This is a genomic window from Enterobacter sp. JS8-1, from assembly GCF_049187015.1.
Lineage (GTDB): Bacteria > Pseudomonadota > Gammaproteobacteria > Enterobacterales > Enterobacteriaceae > Enterobacter > Enterobacter mori.
In genome coordinates this window covers 3,721,222-3,746,555 of sequence record NZ_CP185805.1, presented here as the reverse complement: position 1 = coordinate 3,746,555, position 25,334 = coordinate 3,721,222, and the positions used below count along the sequence as shown (strand labels likewise).

Here is a 25,334-nt window from a genome sequence, read left to right as displayed (position 1 = left end):
AATGTTACGACTCTTACGCAATGAACCTCGCGCCGCGCTTCTGCTGCTGGCTCTGGTAATGGCAAACCTGCTGGCCTGGGGATGGGCATGGCACGCCTTTAGCGGCAGCACGGCGCTGATGGCCGCCAGTCTGCTGGCATGGTGCTACGGGCTGCGTCACGCGGTGGACGCCGACCACATCGCGGCCATTGATACCGTGACGCGTAAGATGATGCAGCAGGGTAAACGCCCGTCCGGCGTGGGGGCGTGGTTCTCGCTGGGGCACTCCACCATCGTTGTGCTGGCCTCGATTGCCATCGCCGCTACCGCGACGGCGTTTCAGAAAAACATGGAATGGTTCCACGAAACTGGCAGCCTGATTGGCACGGCGGTGTCGGCGACCTTCCTGCTGGCGATGGCGCTGGTGAACATGGTGATCCTGCGCGGCGTCTGGCGCAGTTTTCAGGCGCTGAAACACGGCAGGGCAGTGCAGGGCGACATCACGCTGCCTGCCCAGGGCGGCGTTATGAACTGGCTGTTCGGCAAAACCTTCCGCCTGGTGAATAAAAGCTGGCAGATGTACCTGGTTGGTTTCCTGTTTGGCCTCGGCTTTGACACGGCCACCGAGATTGGCGTGCTGGGGATCTCTGCTGCCAGCGCCTCCAGCGGGATGTCGGTGTGGTCAATCATGATCTTCCCGGCGCTCTTCGCCAGCGGCATGGCGCTGGTGGATACCCTCGACAACCTGCTGATGGTCGGTGCCTACGGCTGGGCGTTTAACAAGCCGCAGCGCAAGCTCTACTACAACATGACCATCACCGGCACCTCCGTGGTGGTGGCGCTGTTTATCGGCGGGCTGGAAGCGCTGGGCCTGCTGATGGACAAATTCGCCCTCAGCGGCGGCGTCTGGGATCTGATTGGTGCGGTAAACGATAATCTGGGTAACGCCGGGTTTGTGGTGGTCGGGCTGTTCGTTGCCTGCTGGCTGATCTCCATGGTCAACTACCGCTGGCGCGGCTACGACGCGCTGGTCGTGCGTTCCTGAACCGGCGGCAGCCAGGCGCGGGTAAAATCAAGCCAGCCGCTGGCGGTCAGCACAATGTCCTGCACGTTTTCGAGGGTGTTAAGACGATAGCGGTAGTGGAACAGCGGCGTGCAGGCGCCGCTTTCCAGCAGGTGCTGAAAGAAAGCGGGCAGGTGTGATTTTAGCGTCTCCTCGCTTTCGCAGTATGTCATCAGTGTCTGCTTTTCTTTTTGCCAGGCGGTCTGCCCCAGCGCGGCGGCCCACGCGGGCTCTTCAGTAAACCACTCTGCCAGCGCAAATACCGGTACTTCACCCGCCAGATAATCCCCCAGCAAGATATCTCCCTGCGCCAGCGCGTCGGGCGCATGCCACGCCTCGCGGTCTTTCCGCTGGATGTTAACGTCACAGCCGCGCTTTTTCAGGCGCGTTTGCAGCATGCTGGCCAGATCGCACAGCCCCGGCGTGTCGTAACAGATCAGAGAAAGGGCCGCGGGGAGCGCCACGTCGGGGGCATCCGCAAACGCGGGCGTTGTGATGCCGGGCAGGATCTCCGTGCGGGTATCGACATCCTCCCGGCGGAGGTGCTGCTGGTTAATGTGCTGAATCTCCTGACGCAGCCACGCGGCCAGCGGCTGCGGCAGCCCGGCGTTCAGCATCAGCCAGGCAAACCCGCCGCTGGTGGAGGTGACGGCCTCCCGGGCATTGTCGCCTTTACCCACGGTGATCCACGCGGTTTTTTCCGCCTCGCTGCGGGTGCGCCAGAACTCAATCGCGTGCAGCAGCGGGTGCGCGGCAAAGTACCAGGGCTGACGCTCAAGGCGCAGGTAATGCGAGTGGTGATGGGCAATCGCAAAAGGGCCCGCGCCGATATCAGGCTGCTGCGGGTGCGGCAGACGACAGGCGTGATGCGCGAGACGATGCGCCAGCATGGCATCGGGCACGTTCAGCGCAATCTCCAGACACCAGGGGGCGACAAGCGACACCGTTTGAACGTGCGCGAGCCCCGCGCTGCGTGCCGGATCGTCCAACACCTGCTGCATCGCGCTGAGAATATCTTCGTCGCTGATGGCCTGACCGTTATGCCAGTGCGCGCCGCTGCGCAGGTAAAAGCGCCAGCGAAGCGTGTCTTCGGAGGCATCCCAGTGATGGGCTAAATCTGCTACCGGCTGCGCGTTACCGGGTGCATAGCGTGTCAGGCCGGCGTGAACCGCGCAGATAATATGCTGTTCGGCGCGGCGACGCTGAAGGGCAGGATGCAGCGAGGTCAGCGGGCGATACCACGGAATGCGCAGCGTCGGCTGGTGCTTAAGCCATTTGCCGCCTAAAAACGGGGTGATGATGTGGTGCAGGCTGGCCGGATCGCCGTCGGCCAGCTGCAGCGCGCTCTGGTAATCGCCTTTTTCCAGACAGGCGTGCATCAGCGGCGCGCTCAGTTCGCTGGTGGTTGTCAGGCAGTGCAGGGTGGCACGGTGCCCGCGCCCCGGCTGCGCGTTCCAGCTTAGCCAGCCGCTTTGAGCGAGCTGGCGCAGCAGGGTGCGCGCATGACGTTCGCTGCACAGCGCAACCTCCGCGACTTCCGCGATAGTCGTGGACGCTGGCGCTGCACCGTAGTGCTGATAAAGCCGTTGATACTGACGGATTTTCTGAAGCTGGCGCATAGCGGCATACCTGTGAAAAAGGGATGCTGAGAGTGTAGGATTTTTTTGCGGAAGAAAAAGTGCTGGTATACGTAAAGTGTTCCGGTTTTGCCCGGCAATTACCGCTCAGGCTCACTGACCGGCATCATCAGCTCGCGCAGACGCTCAATGCGCGCCTCCGGGCTCAAATAAAGCCAGCGAAATAAAATGTGCTCAGCATGCTTCGCTTCTTTGAAATAACGAGAAAGATATTTGAGTTCGGTATTAAAAGTCGCCATGATTTGTCTCCGGCTGATTAATTAATTATCAGACTAGTCCAGCGGCGAATAATAAAACAGGGTGATGTTTTTCACCTGTTCCGCATTTAAGTATTAATGGGAATAATAAATAAGGGATTGATAGCGATGATATACCTGCTTTGCATTTATTTGATGAATAGAATGCGTAAAAAAAAGCCCCGGGACATCGGGGCGGTGGATAATTAAATCCAAAGGTTAAGTAAGCGTGGTCGTGCTGTAGGCCGGGTAAGCGAAGCGCCACCCGGCAAAAAGAGGGTCAGGCAGGTAACAGTTTCAGCAGAGCGAAAGCCTCCTTCATTCGGTCTTCACTGACGACAAAAGCGCGTAGTTGCCCCTCATTATCGGCACCGCGCGCGACCATTCCCTGCGGTTCGAGGGTAATTTGCCAGTTCAGATCCTGACGCTGCGTTTCACCGGCAAGGTGCAGCGGTAATTCCGGCGTTTTGACTTTAATCAGCATGGCGGGTAATTTCAGCGGCGCGCTGCCGCCGAGCAGGTTTTTCGCCAGATACATCGCGCTTAATTGAATTGGCTGTAAAAAAGGCAGCACCTGACCGTTAATTTCAGCGCAGTCGCCCAGGGCGTAAATATCAGGCTGCGTGGTTTGCAGATAGCTATTTACCTTCACACCACGGCCTGTTTCTGCCCCTGCACGATGCGCCAGCGAGGTTTCCGGGCGCAGGCCCGTCGCCGCAATAACCACGTCCACCTCAACGCTGCGGCTGCGGTCGAGCGTGGCACGAATGCCGCCTTCGGTTTTGCTCAGGCTGTGCAGCTGCGATTTCAACAGCAGATGCACGCCCATGTCGGTCAGGCGATGCTGTAAGCGACTGCTTACTTCTGCGGGCATCAGCGCCGAAAGAATGCTCGCCGCGTGGTCAACCAGGGTGACGGATTTGCCCGCCCGGCAGAAATCCATCGCCAGCTCGGTGCCGATCAGCCCGCCGCCGACAATCATTACCCGCTGAGCGTCGCGAAGCCCCGTTTCGCTGGCCTGGTACTCCTGCTGGCTGTTGAGCGTGATCATCAGCTCGCGGCCTTCAATCGGCGGCACAAACGCAGAGGCACCCGTGGCCAGCACCAGCTTGTCGTACTGCCAGGTTTTCTCTTTCGCTTTCACTACGCGGGCATCGGCGTCGATATCGGTGACCCAGGTGTACGGGAACAGACGCAGGTTAAACTGCTCTGCGAACTCCCCCGCCGTCTGGCGGGTGAGGTCTTCGGCGCGCTGATTCTGGCTAATGACGTGGCTTAAATCAGGCTTGTTGTACTCGTCCATGCTGTCGGCGGCAATCACCGTCAGCGGCACGCTGGCATCCTGCTTGCGGATGTTTTTCACCAGCTGGCGGGCGGCAAAGCCCGAGCCGATGATGACGATACCGTTGCTCATTTTGCCTCCGTACCCAGTTCGTCAAAGACGTCCTTACCGAGTGAACATTCCGGGCAGAGGAAGTTGTCCGGCACGTCTCGCCACGGCGTGCCCGGGGCAACATCCTGCAGCGGTTCGCCCAGTTCAGGATCGTAAATCCACTGGCAGACGCTGCACTGCATGCGCGGGCCGAGATCGGCGGCTGCCGCGGCGGCACAGGCGCAGGCTTCCTGCTGTTCGGTTGGTTTTGCCGTCACTTCCGGCAGCGGAGCGAGCGCCCACTGACGGGCAATGTCGCGGCCATGTTGGCGACAGATCTCCAGGGCGTCGATATCCGGACGCCATTTCGCCTTCAGGCTCAGGGACATTTCGAAACCGGCATCCTGCAGACGCGTAGACAGACGGTCTACAGCGCCGCCGCTCCAGCCGTGGGAGCCAAAGGCGCTGGCGCGCTTGTTGCGAAAACGCAGGCCGGTCATCTCTTCCACAAGGCCGGCAATTTTCGGCATCATTACGTTGTTCATGGTGGAGGTGCCCACCAGCACGCCCTTAGAGCGGAACACGTTGGTCAACACCTCGTTCTTATCGCTGCGCGCCACGTTGAAGATTTTCACCGCCACGTTCGGGTCCACTTCGTTGATGCCCTGGGCAATGGCGTCCGCCATCATGCGGGTGTTGTTGGACATGGTGTCGTAGAAGATCGTGATGCGGTCTTCCTGATAGTCCGCCGCCCACTTCAGGTACAGCTCGACGATCTGGGTCGGGTTCTCACGCCACACCACGCCGTGGGAGGTGGCAATCATGTCCACCGGCAGGTTAAAGCCGAGGATTTCGGTAATTTTTGGCGTTACCAGGCGGCTGAACGGCGTCAGGATGTTGGCGTAGTAGCGTTGGCACTGCTCGAACAGCTCGGTCTGGTCCACTTCGTCGTTGAACAGGCGCTCGTCGCAGTAGTGCTGGCCGAAGGCGTCGTTGCTGAACAGCACCGCGTCGCCGGTCATGTAGGTCATCATGCTGTCCGGCCAGTGCAGCATCGGGGTTTCCACGAAGATCAGCTGTTTGCCGTTGCCGATATCCAGCGCGTCGCCGGTTTTCACGGTATGGAAGTTCCACTCCGGATGGTGGTGGTGGCCGTTGATCGAGTCGATGGCGTTGGTGGTGCAGTAGATCGGCGTGTTCGGAATGTAAGACATCAGCTCGGTCAGCGCGCCGGCGTGATCTTCTTCCGCATGATTGATGATGATGTAGTCGATGGCGTCCAGGTCGATTTCACTGCGCAGGTTCTGCACGAACTCGCGGCTGAACTTGTGATCGACGGTATCGATCAGCACGTTTTTTCCTTCGCGGATGAGATAGCTGTTGTAGCTGCTGCCGCGCAGCGTTTTGTATTCCGTCCCGTGGAAATCGCGCACTTCCCAGTCACGTTGACCGACCCAATGAATGTTATTTTTAACAAGAATAGACATAGCAACCTCTACGTAATACAGCATTTTCAAATAAGATGGTTTGCCTATATCAAGTTGCGTGCCAACTTTTAATATATTGATTTTGTTTGATAAAAATTCTTATGATCCGTAATGGGTAGTCATTATGACTATTAAAATCAGTGTCAATATGACAACATACATTGTCAAAATGACAGCGAGGTCACTATGAGCTTTTCCGTCGACGTGCTGGCGAAGATCGCCATTGAGCTGCAAACCGGTATCGGCCATCAGGACCGCTTTCAGCGGCTGATCTCCACGCTGCGCCACGTGCTGGCGTGTGACGCCTCGGCGCTGCTGCGCTATGAAGGGCGGCAGTTTATTCCGCTGGCTATCGACGGGCTGGCGAAGGACGTGCTCGGACGGCGTTTTACCCTTGAAGGCCATCCGCGTCTGGAAACTATCGCCCGCGCGGGGGACGTGGTGCGCTTCCCGGCGGACAGCGACTTGCCCGATCCGTACGACGGGCTTATTCCCGGACAGGAGAGCCTGAAGGTGCACGCCTGTATCGGCCTGCCGCTGTTTGCCGGACAAAATCTGATCGGAGCACTGACCCTCGACGGCCTGTCGCCGGACCAGTTCGACACCTTTAGCGACGAAGAGCTGCGCCTGATTGCCGCCCTGGCCGCTGGGGCGCTGAACAATGCCCTACTGATTGAACAGCTGGAGAGCCAGAACATTCTTCCCGGCAGCCCGGCGGCGTTTGAACAGGTAACGCACACGGAGATGATCGGTCTTTCTCCGGGTATGGCGCAGCTCAAAAAAGAGATTGAGATTGTTGCCGCCTCAGATTTAAACGTGCTGATCTTCGGGGAAACCGGCACCGGTAAGGAGCTGGTGGCGAAGTCTATTCACGAAGCCTCGCCGCGCGCGGTGAACCCGCTGGTGTACCTCAACTGCGCCGCGCTGCCGGAAAGCGTGGCGGAAAGCGAGCTGTTTGGTCACGTCAAAGGGGCGTTTACCGGGGCCATTAGCAACCGCAGCGGCAAGTTCGAAATGGCCGATAACGGCACGCTGTTTCTGGATGAAATTGGCGAGCTTTCCCTGTCGCTGCAGGCCAAGCTGCTGCGCGTCCTGCAGTACGGCGACATCCAGCGCGTGGGGGATGATCGCAGTCACAGAGTGGACGTGCGCGTGCTGGCCGCCACCAACCGCGACCTGCGTGAAGAGGTACTGGCCGGGAACTTCCGCGCTGACCTGTTCCATCGCCTGAGCGTGTTCCCGCTTACGGTGCCGCCGCTGCGCGAGCGCGGGGACGACGTGGTGCTGCTGGCGGGCTTTTTCTGCGAGCAGTGCCGTCTCAGGATGGGGCTTTCCCGCGTGGTGCTGAGCCCGGGGGCGAGGTCGCATCTGCTGAGTTACGGCTGGCCAGGCAACGTGCGCGAGCTGGAGCATGCGATCCACCGCGCGGTGGTGCTGGCGCGGGCGACGCGCTCGGGTGACGAGGTAGTGATCCACGCGCGGCATTTTGCGCTTCAGGATGAAACCGCACCGGCTGTTGCCCAGGCGGCACCAGAGATAGCGAATGAAAATCTGCGTGAAGCCACGGAGGCGTTTCAGCGTCAGATGATTACCCGCGCGCTGGAGCAGAATAACCGCAGCTGGGCGGCGTGCGCGCGGGCGCTGGAGATGGACGTCGCCAACCTGCACAGGCTGGCGAAGCGTCTGGGACTGAAGGGTTAGATAATTCCGGCCTGATAAAAATCCTGCAGGTTGATAGCTCCGCACAGCCTGCCGGCATCATCCACCACCGGCGCGGCGGTGATTTTGCGCTTCATCAGCACCTCTTTGGCTTCAATGGCGCGGCTCTCGGCGTTGAGCGTCAGTCCGCCTTTGGTCATGGCGTCCGACACTTTTGTTTCCAGCCTGCCGCCGCCTACCAGCCAGCGGCGCAGGTCGCCGTCGGTAAACACGCCCTTGACGTTCCCGTTGTCATCGCAGACCGCAACCAGCCCCAGACCAGTGCGGCTGAGCTCCAGCATCGCGTCCATGACGCTGGTATCGAGTTTGACCTGCGGAATGGCATCGTCGGTGCGCATCAGGTGGTGAACCTTGTTGAGCAGGCGTGCGCCGAGCGCACCTGCCGGATGCGAACGGGCGAAATCTTCTTCGTTAAAGCCGCGCGCCTGCATCACCGCCATGGCCAGCGCGTCGCCCATCATCAGGGTGTTAACGGTGCTGGAGGTCGGGGCGAGGTGCATCGGACAGGCTTCACGCTCAACGGAAATATCCAGCGTCGCTTTGGCGGCCAGCGCCAGCGGCGAGCGGGATTTTCCGGTCATCGCCAGCAGGGCGACCGATTTTTCCTGCAGACGTGGAATAATCAGGTCCAGCTCTTTGGCCGAACCGGAGTAGGAGATAAACAGCATCACGTCGCGGCTTTCAATCATCCCGAGATCGCCATGCAGCGCTTCTGCCGGATGCACAAAGAACGCCGGGGTGCCGGTGCTGGCGAGCGTCGCGGCAATCTTTTTGCCGATATGGCCAGATTTACCGATGCCCGCCACGATCACTTTGCCTTCGCAGTGGATAATGGTGTTGGCGGCGCGGACAAAATCCTCGCCCAGACGTTCCGGCAGGCGGCTGGCTTCCTGCAGTTCCAGCATCAGCGTCTGGCGGCCCGTTTCTAACAGAAAATCACTCATCTCTTTCTCCGGTTACGATCACGTCGATTCCTTTCTCTTCCAGCGCTTTCTTGAACGCCGGGTCGATACCCGCGTCGGTAATCAGCTTATCAACGCTTTCAAGGCTACAGACAATGTTGGGGCTTTTGCGGCCAAACTTCGACGAGTCTGCCATCAAGATCACTTCCCGCGCGGCATTGCACATCGCTTTACTGACGCTGAACACCTCGTTGAACGTCGTAACGCCCGCGTTCAGGTCGATGCCGTCGGTGCCCATAAAGAGTTTATCAAAGCTGAAGTGGTCGAAGGCATTCTCCGCCAGTTGGCCGTGAAACGACGCCGATTTTTTGCGGAAGGTGCCGCCGGGCATCAGAATGGTCTGCTCGCTGTCGAACTCCGACAGGGCGTTGACGATGTGCAGGCTGTTGGTCATCACCGTGATGTTGTTAAAGCGGCTGAGCAGCGGGATCATCTGCAGGACGGTACTGCCTGCATCCAGAATGATGGAATCACCGTCCTGGATAAATTTTACGGCAGCTTCGGCAATGAGCGCTTTCTGGTGGGTATTGATCAGCGTTTTGTGATCGATAGGCGGGTCCGCTTCGTCCTTATTGAGCACCACGCCGCCGTAGGTTCGAATGACGGCGCCAGAGTTTTCGAGCAATACCAGGTCCTTGCGTATTGTCGTGCCGGTGGTGTCAAAGTAGTGGGCCAGATCCTCTACCGAACATTTTCCCTGCTTTTGCAGATGTTCGAGAATGGCCGCCTGCCGCTGACGAGGTTTCATAGGCGCTTCGTTCCTTAGGTTGCGAAATGATAATTTCGCAAGTCTATAGCTTTCACAACGAAATTATCCATGTTTCAGATTAAGCGCTAATGATAGTGCATTCTGACAGAGTGGATCATGGGGAAAGATCACATCAGGCCGTAATTCCTGCAGCGAAATGCCATTGATTGCCTGGATTTTCACCGGCCGGGCGAAGACGGTCATGCCGCGCATGATGAGCGAATCGCAGACGTTATTGTTTTCGTCCAGCGCAACGGCGACGACCACGCGCGGTTTGAAGCGTCCGCCGGAACGTCCGACGCCCACTCGACCTTTCTGACACAGGGCATCAAACGCGCGGTTAAACTGGTGGATCTGCCAGCCGCCAAACGCCATCTGGCACAGCCAGGCGAGGGCGGCGACGGTGATGAGTGCGGTTACCATATTGACTCCTTGTTTTGTTCCCTCTCCCGGTGGGAGAGGGTTAGGGTGAGGGCATCAGGCTGCTCGATCAGAACATGACCTGCCCACCGGTCACGTTGATCGACTGCCCGGTGCAGTACGAGGCTTTGGGGCTGGCGTAAAACAGCAGCATGTTCAGCACGTCCTGATAATCGCACCCGCGCTTCAGCGGCACTTTATCGATGTAGTACTGCTCCACTTCCTCAGCCTTGATACCGAGCTTGGTGGCATACTGCGGCAGCAGGGACTGGAACATCGGCGATTTCAGCAGGTTGCCCAGCATCAGCGAGTGAACGGTAATGCCATACTCAGCCAGATCCAGCGCCAGAGACTGCGTCAGCCCCACGCCGCCAAACTTCGCCGCGCTGTAGCCGGAGTTGTGCTTGCTGCCTACCTTCCCTGATTTTGAGTTGATCTGAATGATGCGCCCCTGAATGCCGTCGCGGATCATCAGACGGGAAAACTCGCGGGCGCAGAGGAAATAGCCCACCAGGTTTACCTGCAGCGAGCGGTCAAAATCCCCCAGCGCGAAATCGCTGATAAAGGCCGCTTTCGCAATCCCCGCGCTGTAGACCAGCAGATCGGTACGTCCAAAAATCTCGTCCACGCCGCGGGCTAGCGCCATTACGCTTTGCTCGCTGGTGGCGTCGGCACCAAACCCGTACGCCATCCCTTCGCCAAACTCGGTGTTGATGGTATCCGCTACGCGGGCGGCTTTTTCACTCTGAATGTCCACTACCGCCACGCGGTAACCTTCTGCGGCAAGCCCACGGCAGAGGAACTCGCCTAAGGTTTGTCCTCCACCAATGACAACGGCAACCTGACTCATGTGTATCTCCTTAATTACGCAACAAATTTTAACGTGCAGCCTGGGGTGACAGCCTGCGGAACCGGGCCCGCGACGTGAACCGTGCCGGGATACTCTGCCTGCGGCTGGCCGTCGAAACGCAGGGTGATGTGGCCCAGCTCGCGCAGGTTTTGCTCGGCCACGTCGCCAACGGCGGTGACGGCATAGCGCGCTTCGCCCAGCTCCAGCTGGCTTCCTGCCTTCAGCTCACCGTTCAGCTCGCCGTGGCAGTGGATAAAACAAAACTCTTCGATATCTGCCGGGGCGCCTTCGCGGAAGGTGATCAGCATCTGGTCGTTCAGCGCGTCGGCTGCGCTCTGGCCGATGCGGGTAATGGTGGTCTGGTAAATCACGGTCATCGCAGGAACCTCTTATTGATAAATAAAGCCGGAGACAAACCAGGCAATCAGCACCGTCGGCGCGCCCGTCAGGAAGCGGCTCACCAGCACGGACGGCACGCCTACGCGCACGGTGTCCTGGCGCGCTTCGGCCAGCGACAGCCCAACGGGGATAAAGTCGCACGCTGCCTGGGCGTTAATGGCAAACAGGGCGGGCAGGGCGAGGTGCGGAGGGATGTTCCCCAGACCAATCTGCACGCCAATCAGCACGCCGATGACCTGGGCAATCACCGCGCCCGGGCCGAGGAACGGCGACAGCAGCGGGAAGGAGCAGATCAGCGCCAGCGTGACCAGCCCGAGCGGGTGGCTGGCGAGCGGGGCGAGGCCGTGGGCAATCCAGTCGCCCAGGCCGGACGCCATGATGATGCCGATCAGCGCCGAGACGAACGCCATAAAGGGCAGGATGGTTTTCAGTACCGTGTCGATGGTGTCGCGCCCGGACTGGAACAGCACCGCCACAGCGGAACCCATGCCCATCCCGACCTTCGCCAGCAGGCCGTCGCTCTGCTCGGTGATTTTCTTGCTGGTGTCGTACTCGCGCGGGGCCGCTTTTTGCGGTGCAGGCGTCCCATTCACCAGCGTGATGTTGTCCTCTTTCACGCCTGAGACGTAAATGTCCTCAAGGATGTACTGCGCCAGCGGGCCGGATTTTCCGGTGGAGTGAATATTCACCGTCGGAATTCGGCGCTTCGGATAGATACCGCAGCGCAGCGTGCCGCCGCAGTCGATCACCGCCACACCGATTTCCGCCTCCGGCGGTTCGCCTTCCTTAAAGCCGTCGACCGCTTCCCAGCCGGTCAGCTCGCGCAGCCTGTCAACGATCGCCGGGCGCGTGCCCGCGGTGATGTAAACGATCTTTTTGCCTTCGGTGGCGTCGAACTCCAGCGGGCCGCCCCAGCCGCCCGTGCCTTTCTCAATGCGGATCCGGTTCATGCTGTGGCTCCTGAAAGATGGACTTTCTGTTCAAGCTGGATGCCCATTTTTTTCTCAAAAATGGCGGTGGTGAGGTCCGTCACCCAGCCGCGGAAGAAGTTGGTGACCAGGCCGACCAGCAGATAGCTCACCGCCAGCGGGCCGAGCGGCAGGCCAAGGGTGGTGAGACCGCTGGCGATCCCGAGATAGACAAACAGCTCTCCGGGGTTAATGTGCGGGAACAGGCCGTTCATGGAGTGGCAACTGTAGGAGGCGGCGGCGTAATAGCTCGGCTTGTACTTTTCCGGCATGAAGCGGCCGAGGCTTAAGGTCATCGGGTTACAGAACACGAAGGTGCCGATGAACGGTAATACCAGATAGCGGGACAGCGGATTCCCGGCACAGCGCTGGGCGAAGCGTTCAATGCGCTGCTGGCCGATAAAGTTGATCAACGCGTTCATGATCACCAGCAGGCTGATCAGCAGGGGCAGGATCCCGGTCACCATACCGGTGAACACTTCTCCGCCTTTCTGAAACAGCCCGATGAACCACTCGGCGCCGTGGGTGATGGTTTCTATCATTCTTCTCTCCTGTGGGGCTTTTTTGTTTTTGTCTGACAGGCTAATAATAATCACTTTGAAAGGTTTTAAAGTGTTAGTTAGATCTCACAATGAAAGAAAAATAGATTATTTTGAAAGTTTATTGATGAGGTCAATGGTTTTCGGTGGAAAAAAACGCGGATTTGCGTTGGGGGAGTGCGTACCGCTTCCTTGAGGTGTTGCGGATGCTTTACCATACTGGGTTCTTATCGAACCCGTTAAATGGATGTCTCATGTTCAAGCGTCGTTATGCAGCGCTGTTGCCTGCGCTTATTCTGCTGTCTGCCTGTAGTAGCAAACCTAAGACCGAAGCCGTTCAGCAAACGGCGGGTGCGCCTTCCGGAGGATTCCTGCTGGAGCCGCAGCATAATATGATGCAGATGGGCGGCGACTTCGCCAATAACCCGGCGGCCGAACAGTTCATCGATAAAATGGTGAGCAAACACGGCTTTGACAGACAGCAGCTGCACGAAATTTTGTCGCAGGCCAAGCGTCTGGATTACGTGCTGCGCCTGATGGACCGCCAGGCACCGACGGCACAGGTGCCGACCGGGCCAAACGGCGCGTGGCTGCGCTATCGCAAACAGTTTATTACCCCGGACAACGTGCAAAACGGCGTGGTGTTCTGGAATCAGTATGAAGATGCGCTCAACCGCGCGTGGCAGGTGTACGGCGTACCGCCTGAAATCATCGTCGGGATTATCGGCGTGGAAACCCGCTGGGGTCGCGTGATGGGTAAAACCCGCATCCTGGACGCGCTGGCGACGCTCTCCTTTAACTACCCGCGTCGCGCGGAGTACTTCTCTTCCGAGCTGGAAACCTTCCTGCTGATGGCGCGCAGCGAACAGGACGACCCGCTGGATCTGAAAGGGTCGTTTGCCGGTGCGATGGGCTACGGTCAGTTTATGCCGTCTTCCTATAAGCAATATGCTGTCGACTTTAACGGTGATGGTCACATCAACCTGTGGGATCCGGTGGATGCCATCGGCAGCGTGGCGAACTACTTCAAAGCGCACGGCTGGACGCCGGGTGGGCAAGTTGCGGTGCAGGCAAACGGCGAGGCGTTTGGTCTGGAAAACGGCTTCAAAACTAAATACAGCGTTGCACAGCTGACGGCGGCAGGCTTAACGCCAACGCAGCCGCTGGGCAATGTCGAGCAGGTGAGCCTGCTGCGTCTGGACGTGGGAACCGGGTATCAGTACTGGTACGGCATGCCGAACTTCTACACCATTACCCGTTATAACCACAGTACCCACTACGCAATGGCGGTGTGGCAGCTGGGGCTGGCGGTGTCTCAGGCTCGCGTCCCGGCGGCGTCACCGTTTAGTCAGTAAGTCATTCTGACGGGTAGGCCGGGTAAGGCAACGTCGCCACCCGGCATGGCTGCATGCACGGTGCGGCCTGATGCCCTCACCCTGACCCTCTCCCATGTACGGTCCGGGGACATAGTGAACACTTGTTCGGGGACATGGTAGACACTTACAACTAAGGCATAAGAACCCGTTTATGGAGTCGCTTATGCCCTGGGATGCGAGAGATACCATGTCATTACGTACCGAGTTTGTTTTGTTCGCCTCGCAGGACGGGGCGAACATCCGTTCCCTCTGCCGTCGCTTCGGCATTTCACCGGCCACCGGCTACAAGTGGCTTCGCCGCTGGGCGGAGGAAGGGGCTGCCGGCCTTCAGGACCGCCCGCGCATACCGCACCATTCCCCGAACCGCTCATCTGACGACATCACTGCCCTGCTGCGTATGGCCCATGACCGCCATCAACGCTGGGGCGCACGCAAGATAAAGCGCTGGCTCGAAGACCAGGGGCACACCATGCCCGCCTTCAGCACCGTCCATAACCTGATGGCCCGTCACGGCCTGCTGCCGGGCACTTCACCGGGCATTCCCGCCACGGGACGCTTCGAACACGACGCGCCGAACCGCCTCTGGCAGATGGACTTTAAGGGCCACTTTCCCTTTGGCGGTGGCCGCTGCCATCCGCTCACCCTCCTGGACGACCATTCCCGTTTTTCCCTGTGCCTGGCGCACTGTACCGATGAACGGCGCGAGACCGTGCAGCAGCAACTGGTCAGCGTGTTTGAACGTTACGGCCTGCCGGACCGGATGACGATGGACAACGGCTCACCGTGGGGAGACACCACCGGCACCTGGACGGCGCTGGAGCTGTGGCTGATGCGCCACGGTATCCGGGTGGGGCATTCCCGGCCTTATCATCCGCAGACGCAGGGCAAGCTGGAGCGTTTTCACCGCAGCCTGAAGGCGGAAGTGCTGCAGGGCAAGTGGTTCGCGAGCGAGGGTGAACTGCAGCGCGCCTTCGACCACTGGCGGACGGTGTACAACCTTGAACGCCCGCATGAGGCGCTGGATATGGCGGTACCGGGCTCGCGGTATAAGCCGTCTGCACGACAATACAGCGGCAACACCACGCCCCCGGAATACGACGAGGGCGTGATGGTCAGGAAAGTGGATATCAGCGGAAAGCTGAGCGTGAAAGGGGTAAGTCTGAGCGCAGGCAAGGCGTTCAGGGGAGAACGGGTCGGGCTGAAGGAGACGCAGGAAGACGGCAGCTACGAGGTGTGGTGGTACAGCACGAAAGTGGGGGTGATCGACCTGAAGAAAAAGTCGATCACCATGGGTAAAGGATGTTAAAAAGTGTTCACCATGTCCCCGAACACCTGTCTACCATGTCCCCGGACCGTACACCCACGGGAGAGGGGAATTTTGCAGAAACATTTCGCCACACTCCCTTTTCAAACCCGCCATTTACATCTTAACCGCCTTTCATTATTGTTATGTTATAACATTTAATTTGGTGTCAAAATGTCAACGTCCCTTTTTTCTCTGTCTGCTCTGGTTCGGCTGTTGCTGGCGCTGGTGCTTGTTGTCTTTATCGGGCTGGCCGTGCGCTGGGCGGTGGCATTGCCATGATCGTGATGAACGAACTGGTCGCGGGCTATGACCGCCAGCCCGTTACGCATCCTCTTTCGGGGGGGATCGAACGGGGGAGCATGACCGCCATTATCGGCGCTAACGGCTGCGGGAAATCGACGCTGCTGAAAACGCTGGCGGGGTTTATTCCTCCAGTCAGCGGCGGCTTCCGCTGGCAGGTTAAGCGCCCGGTAATCGGCTGGCTGGCACAGCGTCACGCGCTGGAGGCACAGTTTCCGCTGACCGTACAGGACGTGGTAAGCATGGGCTGCTGGCCGCGCATATCGCTTTTTACCGGTTTTCGTCGCGAGACGCGGTTGCGGATTGCCAGCACGCTTGAGCGCGTCGGGCTGGGATCCATGGCGTTATCCACCATCGATGAACTCTCCGGTGGCCAGTTTCAGCGCATGCTGTTTGCCCGCGTACTGGTGCAGCAGGCGCCGCTGGTGATGCTGGATGAGCCCTTTACCGGGGTCGATGAAGCCACCTGCAACGTGCTGATGGACCTGATGCTGGAGATGTATATGCAGGGGCAAACGCTGCTCGCGGTTTTACACGACAGCGAGCGCGTGTCGCGCCACTTCCCGCAAACCTTACGGCTGGATGCTGACGTTCCCCAGTGGAAAACCGAACGGGTGAGGGTGGCATGATCTGGCATACATTTTTCCAGCCGTTTATCGAATACGGGTTTATGCGCCGCGCGCTGGTGGTTTGCCTGGCGCTCTCCGTCAGCACCACCGCGCTCGGCGTGTTTCTTCAACTGCGTCGGATGAGCCTGATGGGGGATGCGCTTTCTCACGCCATTTTGCCGGGTGTCGCCGTGGGGTATTTGCTCAGCGGAATGTCGCTGCTGGCGATGAGTATTGGCGGTTTTATCGCGGGAATTACCGTGGCGCTGGTGGCCGGTCTGGTCAGCCGCCGCACGCCGCTCAAAGAAGATGCCAGCTTTGCCGGTTTCTATCTTGGGTCGCTGGCGCTGGGCGTCACGCTGGTCTCGCTGCGCGGCTCGAACGTCGATCTACTGCATCTGCTGTTTGGCTCCATTCTTGCGGTGGACAACGACGCCGCGCTGTTCGTCACCGGCGTATGCATCGTCACGCTTATCACGCTGGCGATTTTCTATCGCGGGCTGGTGACAGAGGCCTTTGATACCGCCTGGCTGCAGGTGAATGCTCGCGGGTTACCTGGCTTATTGCATGGACTGTTTCTGGCGCTGCTGGTGCTTAATCTGGTGGCCGGATTTCAGGTGCTTGGCACGCTGATGGCCGTCGGGCTGATGATGCTCCCCGCGGTGGCAGCACGCTGCTGGGTACGCACGTTACCCGGGTTGTTATTGATGGCGGGCATCAGCGGTATTTTCTGTGCGTGGCTCGGGCTCAGCCTTTCCTGGGCGGTGAGTTTGCCTGCGGGGCCATCCATCGTGCTCACCGCCAGCGCGCTGTTCTTTATCTCTGTTTTATTTGGTACGCGCAGCAGGCTGGCTGGCAGCCTGCGGGCGCTTTTTTAACGCAAGGGGAAATGATGAAACGTACAGGGTTAGCTGTGGCGCTCGCGCTGGGGATGATGTCGCACGGTGTGATGGCGAAAACGCTCAACGTGGTGACCAGTTTTTCAATATTGGGTGACATGACTCAGGAAGTGGGAGGAGACCACGTGAAAGTGACGACGCTGGTAGGGCCGGACGGCGACCCGCATACCTTCGAACCGTCACCGAAAGACAGCGCGGCGCTGAATAAGGCCGATGTGGTTGTGGTCAACGGCCTGGGGCTGGAGGGCTGGCTTGACCGGCTGGTGAAGGCCTCAGGATTTAAAGGCCAACTGGTGGTGGCATCGACCGGGGTGAAAACCCACACGCTTGAGGAAGAGGGCAAAACCGTGACCGATCCGCACGCATGGAACAGCGCGGCGAACGGGGCGCTGTATGCACAAAATATTCTGGACGGGCTGGTGAAAGCTGACCCGGAAGATAAAGCTGCGCTGGAAGCTTCCGGAAAACCCTATATCGCACAGCTTAACCAGCTGGACAGCTGGGCCAAAACGCGTTTTAGCGCGATCCCGAAGGATAAGCGCAAGGTGCTGACCAGCCATGATGCGTTCGGCTATTTCAGCCGCGCCTACGGCGTAACGTTTATGGCCCCGCAGGGGCTGTCGTCAGAGAGCGAGGCCAGTGCGGCGCAGGTGGCTGAGATCATTAATCAGATTAAAGCCGACGGCGTAAAAACCTGGTTTATGGAAAACCAGCTTGACCCGCGACTGGTGAAACAGATTGCCAGCGCCACGGGTGCGCAGCCGGGCGGCGAACTCTACCCGGAAGCACTGTCGTCAAAAGGCGGCGTAGCAGACACCTACGTTAAGGCGTTTCGTCACAATGTCGATACGATTGCGAACAGCATGAAATAACATGCCCAGAGCCGGTGCGCCTGCATCGGCTTTTTTCTGAAGCTCCCTCGTAAAACCGCAAGCGCATCCCCATATCTAACGAGAAAGTGCTATCTTGTGCTGCACGTTTTTCCGAAGCCTGGAGCGAGAATGACTGACCATGAATTGATGCAGCTTAGCGAAGTGGTAGGGTTGGCGCTTAAACAGCGTGGTGCGACCCTCACAACGGCAGAGTCCTGTACTGGCGGTTGGGTTGCCAAAGTGATTACCGACATTGCCGGGAGTTCCGCCTGGTTTGAACGCGGTTTTGTGACCTACAGTAACGAAGCTAAAGCACAGATGATTGGCGTGCGTGAATCGACGCTCGAACAGCATGGCGCGGTGAGCGAACCGGTGGTGATTGAGATGGCCATTGGCGCGCTGAAAGAGGCGCGGGCAGATTACGCGATTTCCATAAGCGGCATCGCAGGCCCGGACGGCGGCAGCGACGTGAAGCCTGTCGGCACCGTCTGGTTTGGTTTTGCCACCGCCAAAGGCGAGGGGATCACCCGCCGGGAGTGCTTCAGCGGCGACCGCGAAAGCGTACGTCGGCAGGCAACGGAATACGCATTGAAAACGCTCTGGCAACAATTTCTACAAAATACTTGATACTGTATGACCATACAGTATAATTGCACCAACAGAACAGAAATCCACGGTGAAGCGCAGTCGCTTCTCCCGGCATGACAGGAGTAATAATGGCTATCGACGAGAACAAACAGAAAGCGTTGGCGGCAGCACTGGGCCAGATCGAAAAGCAATTCGGTAAAGGCTCCATCATGCGCCTGGGTGAAGACCGTTCCATGGACGTGGAAACTATCTCCACCGGTTCGCTTTCTCTGGATATCGCATTGGGCGCTGGCGGTTTGCCGATGGGCCGTATCGTAGAAATCTACGGACCGGAATCCTCGGGTAAAACCACCCTGACCCTGCAGGTTGTTGCAGCGGCGCAGCGCGAAGGTAAAACCTGTGCGTTTATCGATGCTGAGCACGCGCTGGACCCTGTCTATGCCCGTAAACTGGGTGTTGATATCGACAACCTGCTGTGTTCCCAGCCGGATACCGGCGAGCAGGCACTGGAAATTTGTGACGCGCTGGCGCGTTCTGGTGCGGTTGACGTGATCATCGTCGACTCCGTTGCGGCACTGACGCCAAAAGCGGAAATCGAAGGTGAAATCGGTGACTCTCACATGGGCCTCGCGGCACGTATGATGAGCCAGGCGATGCGTAAGCTGGCCGGTAACCTGAAGCAGTCCAACACGCTGCTGATCTTCATCAACCAGATCCGTATGAAAATTGGTGTGATGTTCGGTAACCCGGAAACCACTACCGGTGGTAACGCCCTGAAATTCTACGCCTCTGTCCGTCTGGATATCCGCCGTATCGGCGCGGTGAAAGAGGGCGAGAACGTGGTCGGTAGCGAAACCCGCGTGAAGGTTGTGAAGAACAAAATCGCCGCGCCGTTTAAACAGGCTGAGTTCCAGATCCTCTACGGCGAAGGCATCAACTTCCTCGGCGAGCTGGTTGACCTGGGCGTGAAAGAAAAGCTGATTGAAAAAGCGGGCGCATGGTACAGCTACAACGGTGACAAGATTGGTCAGGGTAAAGCGAATGCTATCTCCTGGCTGAAAGAGAACCCGGCTGCAGCGAAAGAGATTGAGAAGAAGGTGCGTGAGCTTCTGCTGAATAACCAGGACTCCAAACCTGATTTCGTGGTGGACGCCGCGGATGCTGAAGAAACCAACGAAGACTTTTAAGTCTCTCGTGTAAAGATGAAGGGCTGCTGATGCGGCCCTTTTTGCATTTCTGAATCTGCAGGTTTTTTATGAGTGAATCCACATCACGACGACCCGCCTACGCGCGCTTGCTGGACCGCGCGGTGCGCATCCTTGCCGTGCGTGACCACAGCGAACAAGAGCTACGGCGAAAACTGTCTGCACCCGTGATGAGCAAAAACGGACCGGAAGACATTGATGCCACAGCAGAAGATTACGACCGCGTGATCGCCTGGTGCTATGAGCATCACTATCTTGACGACGAGCGCTTTGCTTCCCGCTTTCTCGCCAGCCGTGGTCGCAAAGGATACGGGCCCGCGCGCATTCGGCAGGAGTTGAACCAGAAAGGGGTTGCCCGTGAATCGATTGAAAAAGCGATGCGCGAATGCGATACCGACTGGTGCGAATTGGCAAAAGAACAGGCGATTCGGAAATACGGCGAACCGCTGCCGCGTGAATTTTCAGAAAAAGTCAAAATCCAACGCTTTTTGCTCTACCGCGGCTTTCTGATGGAAGATATTCAGGATATCTGGCGTAATTTTGCCGATTGAACGCATGCGGGATTTTACTTCCCACCCAAGAAAACTTATCTTATTCCCACTTTTTCCAGTAGCTGGTCTGTCCAACGGTTTACCGATACAGACCTGCTGCGACATTTCGTTAGCTTGATTTCAGGATAATTATGAGCAAGAGCACCGCTGAGATCCGTCAGGCGTTTCTCGACTTTTTCCATAGTAAGGGACACCAGGTTGTTGCCAGCAGCTCCCTGGTACCGAACAATGATCCGACTCTGCTGTTTACCAACGCCGGGATGAACCAGTTCAAGGATGTTTTCCTTGGTCTCGACAAGCGTAATTATTCCCGCGCCACAACCTCACAGCGTTGCGTGCGTGCGGGCGGTAAACACAACGACCTGGAAAACGTCGGTTACACCGCGCGTCACCATACTTTCTTCGAAATGCTGGGTAACTTCAGCTTCGGCGACTACTTCAAACACGATGCTATCCAGTACGCATGGGAACTGCTGACCGGTGAAAACTGGTTCAACCTGCCGAAAGAGCGTCTGTGGGTTACCGTTTACGAAACCGATGACGAAGCGTTCGAAATCTGGGAAAAAGAAGTCGGTATCCCGCGCGAACGTATTATTCGCATCGGCGATAATAAAGGCGCACCTTATGCGTCTGACAACTTCTGGCAGATGGGTGATACCGGTCCTTGCGGTCCGTGCACCGAGATCTTCTACGATCACGGCGACCACATCTGGGGCGGCCCTCCGGGAAGCGCTGAAGAAGATGGCGACCGCTACATTGAGATCTGGAACATCGTCTTCATGCAGTTCAACCGTCAGGCTGACGGTACCATGGAGCCGCTGCCGAAGCCGTCCGTTGATACCGGTATGGGTCTGGAACGTATTGCCGCAGTGCTGCAGCACGTTAACTCCAACTATGACATCGACCTGTTCAGCACGCTGATCAAGTCCGTCGCAGAAGTGACCGGTGCGACCGACCTCAGCAACAAATCGCTGCGCGTTATCGCAGACCACATTCGTTCCTGCGCATTCCTGATTGCCGATGGCGTTATCCCGTCGAATGAAAACCGTGGCTACGTGCTGCGTCGTATCATTCGTCGTGCCATCCGTCACGGCAACATGCTGGGCGCGAAGGACACCTTCTTCTATAAACTCGTTGGGCCACTGATTGGCGTGATGGGTGCTGCCGGTGATGAGCTGAAACGCCAGCAGGCGCAGGTCGAACAGGTACTGAAAACCGAAGAAGAGCAGTTTGCGCGTACGCTTGAGCGCGGTCTGGCGCTGCTGGACGAAGAGCTGGCGAAGCTTAAAGGCGACACGCTGGATGGCGAAACCGCTTTCCGCCTGTACGACACCTACGGCTTCCCGGTTGACCTGACGGCAGACGTCTGCCGCGAGCGCAACATCAAAGTTGACGAAGCGGGCTTCGAAGCCGCGATGGAAGAACAGCGTCGTCGTGCGCGTGAATCCAGTGGTTTCGGCGCAGACTATAACGCGATGATCCGCGTTGATGGCGCATCAGAATTCAAAGGCTATGAAGCATTGGAACTGACCGGCAAAGTGACCGCCCTGTTTGTTGACGGTAAAGCCGTGGACAGCATCAGCGCGGGTCAGGATGCGGTTGTCATTCTGGACAAAACGCCGTTCTACGCGGAATCCGGCGGCCAGGTTGGCGATAAGGGCGAGCTGAAAGGCAGCGGCTTTAGCTTCAGCGTCAGCGACACCCAGAAATACGGTCAGGCGATTGGTCATCAGGGCAAACTGGTTTCCGGTTCTCTGAAAGTGGGCGAGGGCGTACAGGCTAACGTTGATGAAGCACGCCGCGCGCGCATTCGTCTGAACCACTCTGCAACCCACCTGATGCACGCTGCCCTGCGCGACGTGCTGGGTACCCACGTTGCACAGAAAGGTTCTCTGGTTAACGACAAAGTGCTGCGTTTCGACTTCTCGCATTTTGAAGCGATGAAACCGTCTGAAATCCGCGCAGTGGAAGATCTGGTGAACGCGCAGATCCGTCGTAACCTGCCAATCGAGACTCACATCATGGAGCTCGAGGACGCGAAGAAAAAAGGTGCGATGGCGCTGTTTGGCGAGAAATATGACGACCGCGTTCGCGTGCTGAGCATGGGCGACTTCTCTACCGAGCTGTGTGGCGGTACGCACGCATCGCGCACCGGTGACATCGGCCTGTTCCGCATTGTTTCCGAATCAGGTACGGCGGCAGGTGTGCGTCGTATTGAAGCGGTGACCGGTGAAGGCGCAATCGCCAGCCTGCATGCGCAGAGCGATCAGCTGCACGACATCGCGCAGCTGCTGAAAGGCGATAGCCAGAACCTGGGCGAGAAAGTGCGCGTTGCGCTGGATCGCACGCGTCAGCTGGAAAAAGAGCTGCAGCAGCTGAAAGAGCAGGCTGCGGCGCAGGAGAGTGCAAACCTCTCCAGCAAGGCTGTAGACATTAAGGGCGTCAAACTGCTGGTCAGCGATCTGGCGGGCGTTGAGCCTAAGATGCTGCGCACTATGGTCGACGATCTCAAGAACCAGCTTGGTTCTACCGTTATCGTGCTGGCGACAGTGGCAGAAGGTAAGGTTTCTCTGATTGCGGGCGTCTCTAAGGATGTGACCGACCGCGTCAAAGCAGGGGAACTGATTGGTATGGTCGCCCAGCAGGTGGGTGGCAAAGGTGGCGGTCGTCCGGACATGGCGCAAGCCGGTGGTACGGATGCGGCGGCACTTCCTGCGGCATTGGCCAGCGTTGAAAGCTGGGTAAGCGCGAAACTGTAATAACTACAAAGCACAAGCAGACGCCATAGCGGTAACGTTATGGCGTCTTGTTCACTGCGCTATCGATAACGATAAAGTCAGGTTGAGTTTGTGTATATCGGCTAAACTTACGTTTAACAGAATGTGATGCCGTGACTGCTTACACTTTACGTGTTTGTCATCGCTTACTTTTTGGCGTTATATGATGGATAATGCCGGGATACAAGAGACCCGACTCTTTTAATCTTTCAAGGAGCAAAGAATGCTGATTCTGACTCGTCGAGTTGGTGAGACCCTCATGATTGGGGATGAGGTCACCGTGACAGTTTTAGGGGTAAAGGGTAACCAGGTACGTATTGGTGTTAACGCTCCTAAAGAAGTATCTGTCCACCGTGAAGAGATCTACCAGCGTATCCAGGCTGAAAAATCCCAGCAGTCCAGTTACTGATATTGTCGCGTCTCGCTGTCGGGCGAGACGCAACCCTCCTGCCATTTTTCCTGCATAAAGTTACCGTTCTATTTCAATCGCTCTGTTTTTAACCACTCCCTCACTCTTATCTCGTCCTGACTGCGTGTTTCTCACAAGAGTTTTCTGTGAAGATGTCTGCAAAATCCGCTTATAAAACACCCTCTTTGCGGCTTTTACATGCGAATTGCGTGCGATTTGTGCAAACGATAAAAGGTTGTGGAAAATTGTTTGACTTATAAGTCCCAGAAAGTAATATATGCGCCACGCAGCGACGAGAAGCTCTTAACGAGTTACTCGAAGCACTCGAAAGAGGCGTTGTGTGGTGAGGTGGCCGAGAGGCTGAAGGCGCTCCCCTGCTAAGGGAGTATGCGGTCAAAAGCTGCATCCGGGGTTCGAATCCCCGCCTCACCGCCATTTTGCATCCGTAGCTCAGCTGGATAGAGTACTCGGCTACGAACCGAGCGGTCGGAGGTTCGAATCCTCCCGGATGCACCATCTATTACTTCATATTGCTTTAGAAGTGATATGAATATCGAGCAGTACAGTAGTAAATCCCGATGCATCCGTAGCTCAGCTGGATAGAGTACTCGGCTACGAACCGAGCGGTCGGAGGTTCGAATCCTCCCGGATGCACCATTTACTATTTCTGAAAGCAGTTCCCTGATGCATCCGTAGCTCAGCTGGATAGAGTACTCGGCTACGAACCGAGCGGTCGGAGGTTCGAATCCTCCCGGATGCACCATTTACTGTTTCTAAAAGCATTTCCCGATGCATCCGTAGCTCAGCTGGATAGAGTACTCGGCTACGAACCGAGCGGTCGGAGGTTCGAATCCTCCCGGATGCACCATCTCTTCTGTTATTCCCTTCGATGTTTAGTTCTTAATCACTCTCGTAGTTATCACTTCGCAATCAGCGACAAAAACCACCATTTACGATAAAGTAATGCTTTGTTAATCGGTTAGCGAGAGCACGATGTACGCACAGTATGACGGTTTGATCTTCGATATGGATGGCACTCTCCTGGATACCGAACCTACGCATCGTAAAGCCTGGACTGACGTTCTGGGCCGCTACGGTATGCGTTTCGACCTTCAGGCGATGATTGCCCTCAACGGATCCCCCACCTGGCGTATTGCGCAGGCCGTGATTGAACTGAATCAGGCCGATCTCGACCCGTACCAGCTCGCGCGCGAAAAAACCGATGCGGTCAAAGCCATGCTTTTAGATACCGTACGCCCTCTGCCGCTGATTGACGTGGTAAAAGAGTGGCACGGGCGTCGCCCGATGTCGGTAGGAACAGGCAGCGAAAGTGCGATTGCTGAAGCATTACTCAACCATCTTGGCCTTCGCCACTATTTTTCTGCCGTGGTTGCCGCCGATCATGTTAAACATCACAAGCCCGCACCGGACACCTTCCTGCTCTGTGCAGAGTTAATGGGCGTCCCGGCGGCAAAATGCGTTGTGTTTGAAGATGCCGATTTCGGTATCCAGGCCGCGCGTGATGCCGGAATGGACGCGGTGGATGTGCGCTTACTGTGAGTGACGCGCTGTCACTCGCCTCATTATTCGCCAGCAGTTTTTTAAGCGCCACGCTGTTACCGGGAAATTCGGAAGTGGTACTGGTGGCGATGCTGTTGTCCGGCGTGAGTCAGCCCTGGTTGCTCGTATTAATAGCAACAATGGGTAATAGCCTTGGGGGGCTGACTAACGTTATTCTTGGGCGTTTCTTTCCGCTGCGCGAAAAGTTGCGCTGGCAGGAAAAGGCAGTCGGCTGGCTAAAACGCTATGGCGCTGCCACGCTGTTATTAAGCTGGATGCCTGTAATAGGCGATTTACTGTGTCTGCTGGCGGGATGGATGCGCATCTCCTGGGGACCGGTGCTCTTTTTTTTGTGCCTTGGCAAGGCGTTGCGCTATGTTCTCGTGGCGTGGGCAACACTACAGGGTATGACGTGGTGGCACTAATTGGTGGAATGAATACGCGACCTTCAATCGTCAACCATTACAATTATGCTGAGTAACATTACTTTGACAGGCGGGAGGT

General features: G+C 57.5%; 25 protein-coding genes and 5 tRNA genes. 19 read left to right on the top strand and 11 right to left on the bottom strand.

Annotated features, from left to right (window positions below; translation table 11 throughout):
- Nucleotide 1: 1 nt before the first annotated feature.
- A complete protein-coding gene (locus ACOQH0_RS17805; protein ID WP_421510916.1) occupies nucleotides 2-1,024 on the top strand; it encodes a HoxN/HupN/NixA family nickel/cobalt transporter in 1,023 nt (340 codons plus the stop codon).
- Here ACOQH0_RS17805 and ACOQH0_RS17800 read toward each other — a convergent pair.
- From ACOQH0_RS17800 to norV, 4 genes are all read right to left on the bottom strand, one after another.
- Nucleotides 997-2,661 (bottom strand): SgrR family transcriptional regulator, encoded by a 1,665-nt coding sequence (locus tag ACOQH0_RS17800; RefSeq protein WP_421510915.1) that lies wholly within the window; start codon nucleotides 2,659-2,661, stop codon nucleotides 997-999. The genes ACOQH0_RS17805 and ACOQH0_RS17800 overlap by 28 nt on opposite strands.
- A gap of 98 nt (nucleotides 2,662-2,759) precedes the next feature.
- Nucleotides 2,760-2,918 carry a hypothetical protein gene (locus ACOQH0_RS17795; RefSeq protein WP_010434440.1) on the bottom strand — a complete coding sequence of 53 codons (159 nt, stop codon included), beginning with the start codon at nucleotides 2,916-2,918 and terminating at the stop codon, nucleotides 2,760-2,762.
- Nucleotides 2,919-3,195: 277 nt separating this feature from the next.
- Entirely contained in the window at nucleotides 3,196-4,329 is a 1,134-nt protein-coding gene (norW, locus tag ACOQH0_RS17790; protein ID WP_421510914.1) for an NADH:flavorubredoxin reductase NorW, read from the bottom strand.
- Nucleotides 4,326-5,774: an anaerobic nitric oxide reductase flavorubredoxin gene (norV, locus tag ACOQH0_RS17785; RefSeq protein WP_089601261.1), complete on the bottom strand. Its 1,449-nt coding sequence runs from the start codon at nucleotides 5,772-5,774 to the stop codon at nucleotides 4,326-4,328. The genes norW and norV overlap by 4 nt, the downstream gene beginning before the upstream one ends.
- Nucleotides 5,775-5,960: 186 nt before the next feature.
- Between norV and norR the strand changes: the two genes are divergently transcribed.
- On the top strand, nucleotides 5,961-7,475 hold the full coding sequence (gene norR / locus ACOQH0_RS17780; RefSeq protein WP_421510913.1) for a nitric oxide reductase transcriptional regulator NorR: 1,515 nt from the start codon (nucleotides 5,961-5,963) through the stop codon (nucleotides 7,473-7,475).
- Here the strand turns inward: norR and gutQ are convergent.
- The 7 genes from gutQ to srlA all read right to left on the bottom strand — a co-directional run bounded on the left by gutQ (nucleotide 7,472) and on the right by srlA (nucleotide 12,382).
- Entirely contained in the window at nucleotides 7,472-8,437 is a 966-nt protein-coding gene (gutQ, locus tag ACOQH0_RS17775; RefSeq protein ID WP_421510912.1) for an arabinose-5-phosphate isomerase GutQ, read from the bottom strand. The genes norR and gutQ overlap by 4 nt on opposite strands.
- Nucleotides 8,430-9,203 carry a glucitol operon DNA-binding transcriptional repressor SrlR gene (srlR, locus tag ACOQH0_RS17770; protein ID WP_010434430.1) on the bottom strand — a complete coding sequence of 258 codons (774 nt, stop codon included), beginning with the start codon at nucleotides 9,201-9,203 and terminating at the stop codon, nucleotides 8,430-8,432. The genes gutQ and srlR overlap by 8 nt, the downstream gene beginning before the upstream one ends.
- 63 nt (nucleotides 9,204-9,266) lie before the next feature.
- A complete protein-coding gene (gutM, locus tag ACOQH0_RS17765; protein ID WP_010434428.1) occupies nucleotides 9,267-9,626 on the bottom strand; it encodes a transcriptional regulator GutM in 360 nt (119 codons plus the stop codon).
- A 67-nt stretch (nucleotides 9,627-9,693) separates the two neighbouring features.
- Nucleotides 9,694-10,473, bottom strand: coding sequence for a sorbitol-6-phosphate dehydrogenase (srlD, locus tag ACOQH0_RS17760; protein WP_047348067.1), 780 nt, complete (start codon nucleotides 10,471-10,473; stop codon nucleotides 9,694-9,696).
- A 14-nt stretch (nucleotides 10,474-10,487) separates the two neighbouring features.
- The gene (gene srlB, locus ACOQH0_RS17755; protein WP_089601265.1) at nucleotides 10,488-10,850 is read right to left on the bottom strand and encodes a PTS glucitol/sorbitol transporter subunit IIA; all 363 of its coding nucleotides are present in this window, start codon (nucleotides 10,848-10,850) and stop codon (nucleotides 10,488-10,490) included.
- Nucleotides 10,851-10,862: 12 nt separating this feature from the next.
- Entirely contained in the window at nucleotides 10,863-11,822 is a 960-nt protein-coding gene (srlE, locus tag ACOQH0_RS17750; protein WP_063144185.1) for a PTS glucitol/sorbitol transporter subunit IIB, read from the bottom strand.
- On the bottom strand, nucleotides 11,819-12,382 hold the full coding sequence (gene srlA / locus ACOQH0_RS17745) for a PTS glucitol/sorbitol transporter subunit IIC (RefSeq protein WP_023333189.1): 564 nt from the start codon (nucleotides 12,380-12,382) through the stop codon (nucleotides 11,819-11,821). The genes srlE and srlA overlap by 4 nt, the downstream gene beginning before the upstream one ends.
- Before the next feature lie 251 nt (nucleotides 12,383-12,633).
- On the opposite strand from srlA, the gene mltB reads away from it, so the two are divergent.
- From mltB to ACOQH0_RS17660, 17 genes are all read left to right on the top strand, one after another.
- Complete coding sequence (gene mltB / locus ACOQH0_RS17740; RefSeq protein WP_174340992.1) at nucleotides 12,634-13,734, top strand: lytic murein transglycosylase B; 1,101 nt, start codon at nucleotides 12,634-12,636, stop codon at nucleotides 13,732-13,734.
- A 184-nt stretch (nucleotides 13,735-13,918) separates the two neighbouring features.
- Nucleotides 13,919-15,061, top strand: a complete 1,143-nt coding sequence (locus ACOQH0_RS17735; protein WP_421510610.1) for an IS481 family transposase — start codon at nucleotides 13,919-13,921, stop codon at nucleotides 15,059-15,061.
- A gap of 275 nt (nucleotides 15,062-15,336) precedes the next feature.
- On the top strand, nucleotides 15,337-15,990 hold the full coding sequence (locus tag ACOQH0_RS17730) for a metal ABC transporter ATP-binding protein (protein ID WP_421510911.1): 654 nt from the start codon (nucleotides 15,337-15,339) through the stop codon (nucleotides 15,988-15,990).
- A complete protein-coding gene (locus ACOQH0_RS17725; RefSeq protein ID WP_256459014.1) occupies nucleotides 15,987-16,847 on the top strand; it encodes a metal ABC transporter permease in 861 nt (286 codons plus the stop codon). Before ACOQH0_RS17730 ends, ACOQH0_RS17725 begins: the two co-directional genes overlap by 4 nt.
- A gap of 14 nt (nucleotides 16,848-16,861) precedes the next feature.
- Entirely contained in the window at nucleotides 16,862-17,740 is an 879-nt protein-coding gene (locus ACOQH0_RS17720; protein WP_089601272.1) for a metal ABC transporter substrate-binding protein, read from the top strand.
- Nucleotides 17,741-17,869: 129 nt separating this feature from the next.
- Nucleotides 17,870-18,367 (top strand): nicotinamide-nucleotide amidase, encoded by a 498-nt coding sequence (pncC, locus tag ACOQH0_RS17715; protein ID WP_042713547.1) that lies wholly within the window; start codon nucleotides 17,870-17,872, stop codon nucleotides 18,365-18,367.
- Between the two features lie 89 nt (nucleotides 18,368-18,456).
- Nucleotides 18,457-19,515, top strand: a complete 1,059-nt coding sequence (gene recA / locus ACOQH0_RS17710; RefSeq protein WP_028014189.1) for a recombinase RecA — start codon at nucleotides 18,457-18,459, stop codon at nucleotides 19,513-19,515.
- A gap of 68 nt (nucleotides 19,516-19,583) precedes the next feature.
- Nucleotides 19,584-20,084: a recombination regulator RecX gene (recX, locus tag ACOQH0_RS17705; RefSeq protein WP_010434398.1), complete on the top strand. Its 501-nt coding sequence runs from the start codon at nucleotides 19,584-19,586 to the stop codon at nucleotides 20,082-20,084.
- 131 nt (nucleotides 20,085-20,215) lie between these two features.
- The gene (gene alaS / locus ACOQH0_RS17700) at nucleotides 20,216-22,843 is read left to right on the top strand and encodes an alanine--tRNA ligase (RefSeq protein ID WP_303569099.1); all 2,628 of its coding nucleotides are present in this window, start codon (nucleotides 20,216-20,218) and stop codon (nucleotides 22,841-22,843) included.
- Nucleotides 22,844-23,084: 241 nt separating this feature from the next.
- Nucleotides 23,085-23,270, top strand: a complete 186-nt coding sequence (gene csrA / locus ACOQH0_RS17695; protein ID WP_000906486.1) for a carbon storage regulator CsrA — start codon at nucleotides 23,085-23,087, stop codon at nucleotides 23,268-23,270.
- 342 nt (nucleotides 23,271-23,612) lie between these two features.
- A tRNA-Ser gene (locus ACOQH0_RS17690) sits at nucleotides 23,613-23,705 on the top strand.
- Between the two features lie 4 nt (nucleotides 23,706-23,709).
- A tRNA-Arg gene (locus tag ACOQH0_RS17685) sits at nucleotides 23,710-23,786 on the top strand.
- A 64-nt stretch (nucleotides 23,787-23,850) separates the two neighbouring features.
- Nucleotides 23,851-23,927, top strand: a tRNA-Arg gene (locus ACOQH0_RS17680).
- Nucleotides 23,928-23,956: 29 nt separating this feature from the next.
- Nucleotides 23,957-24,033: transfer RNA gene (locus ACOQH0_RS17675), tRNA-Arg, on the top strand.
- A 28-nt stretch (nucleotides 24,034-24,061) separates the two neighbouring features.
- Nucleotides 24,062-24,138, top strand: a tRNA-Arg gene (locus ACOQH0_RS17670).
- Between the two features lie 125 nt (nucleotides 24,139-24,263).
- Nucleotides 24,264-24,830 (top strand): fructose-1-phosphate/6-phosphogluconate phosphatase, encoded by a 567-nt coding sequence (yqaB, locus tag ACOQH0_RS17665; protein WP_126817646.1) that lies wholly within the window; start codon nucleotides 24,264-24,266, stop codon nucleotides 24,828-24,830.
- Nucleotides 24,827-25,255, top strand: a complete 429-nt coding sequence (locus ACOQH0_RS17660; protein ID WP_421510910.1) for a YqaA family protein — start codon at nucleotides 24,827-24,829, stop codon at nucleotides 25,253-25,255. The genes yqaB and ACOQH0_RS17660 overlap by 4 nt, the downstream gene beginning before the upstream one ends.
- The last annotated feature ends 79 nt before the right edge of the window (nucleotides 25,256-25,334 follow it).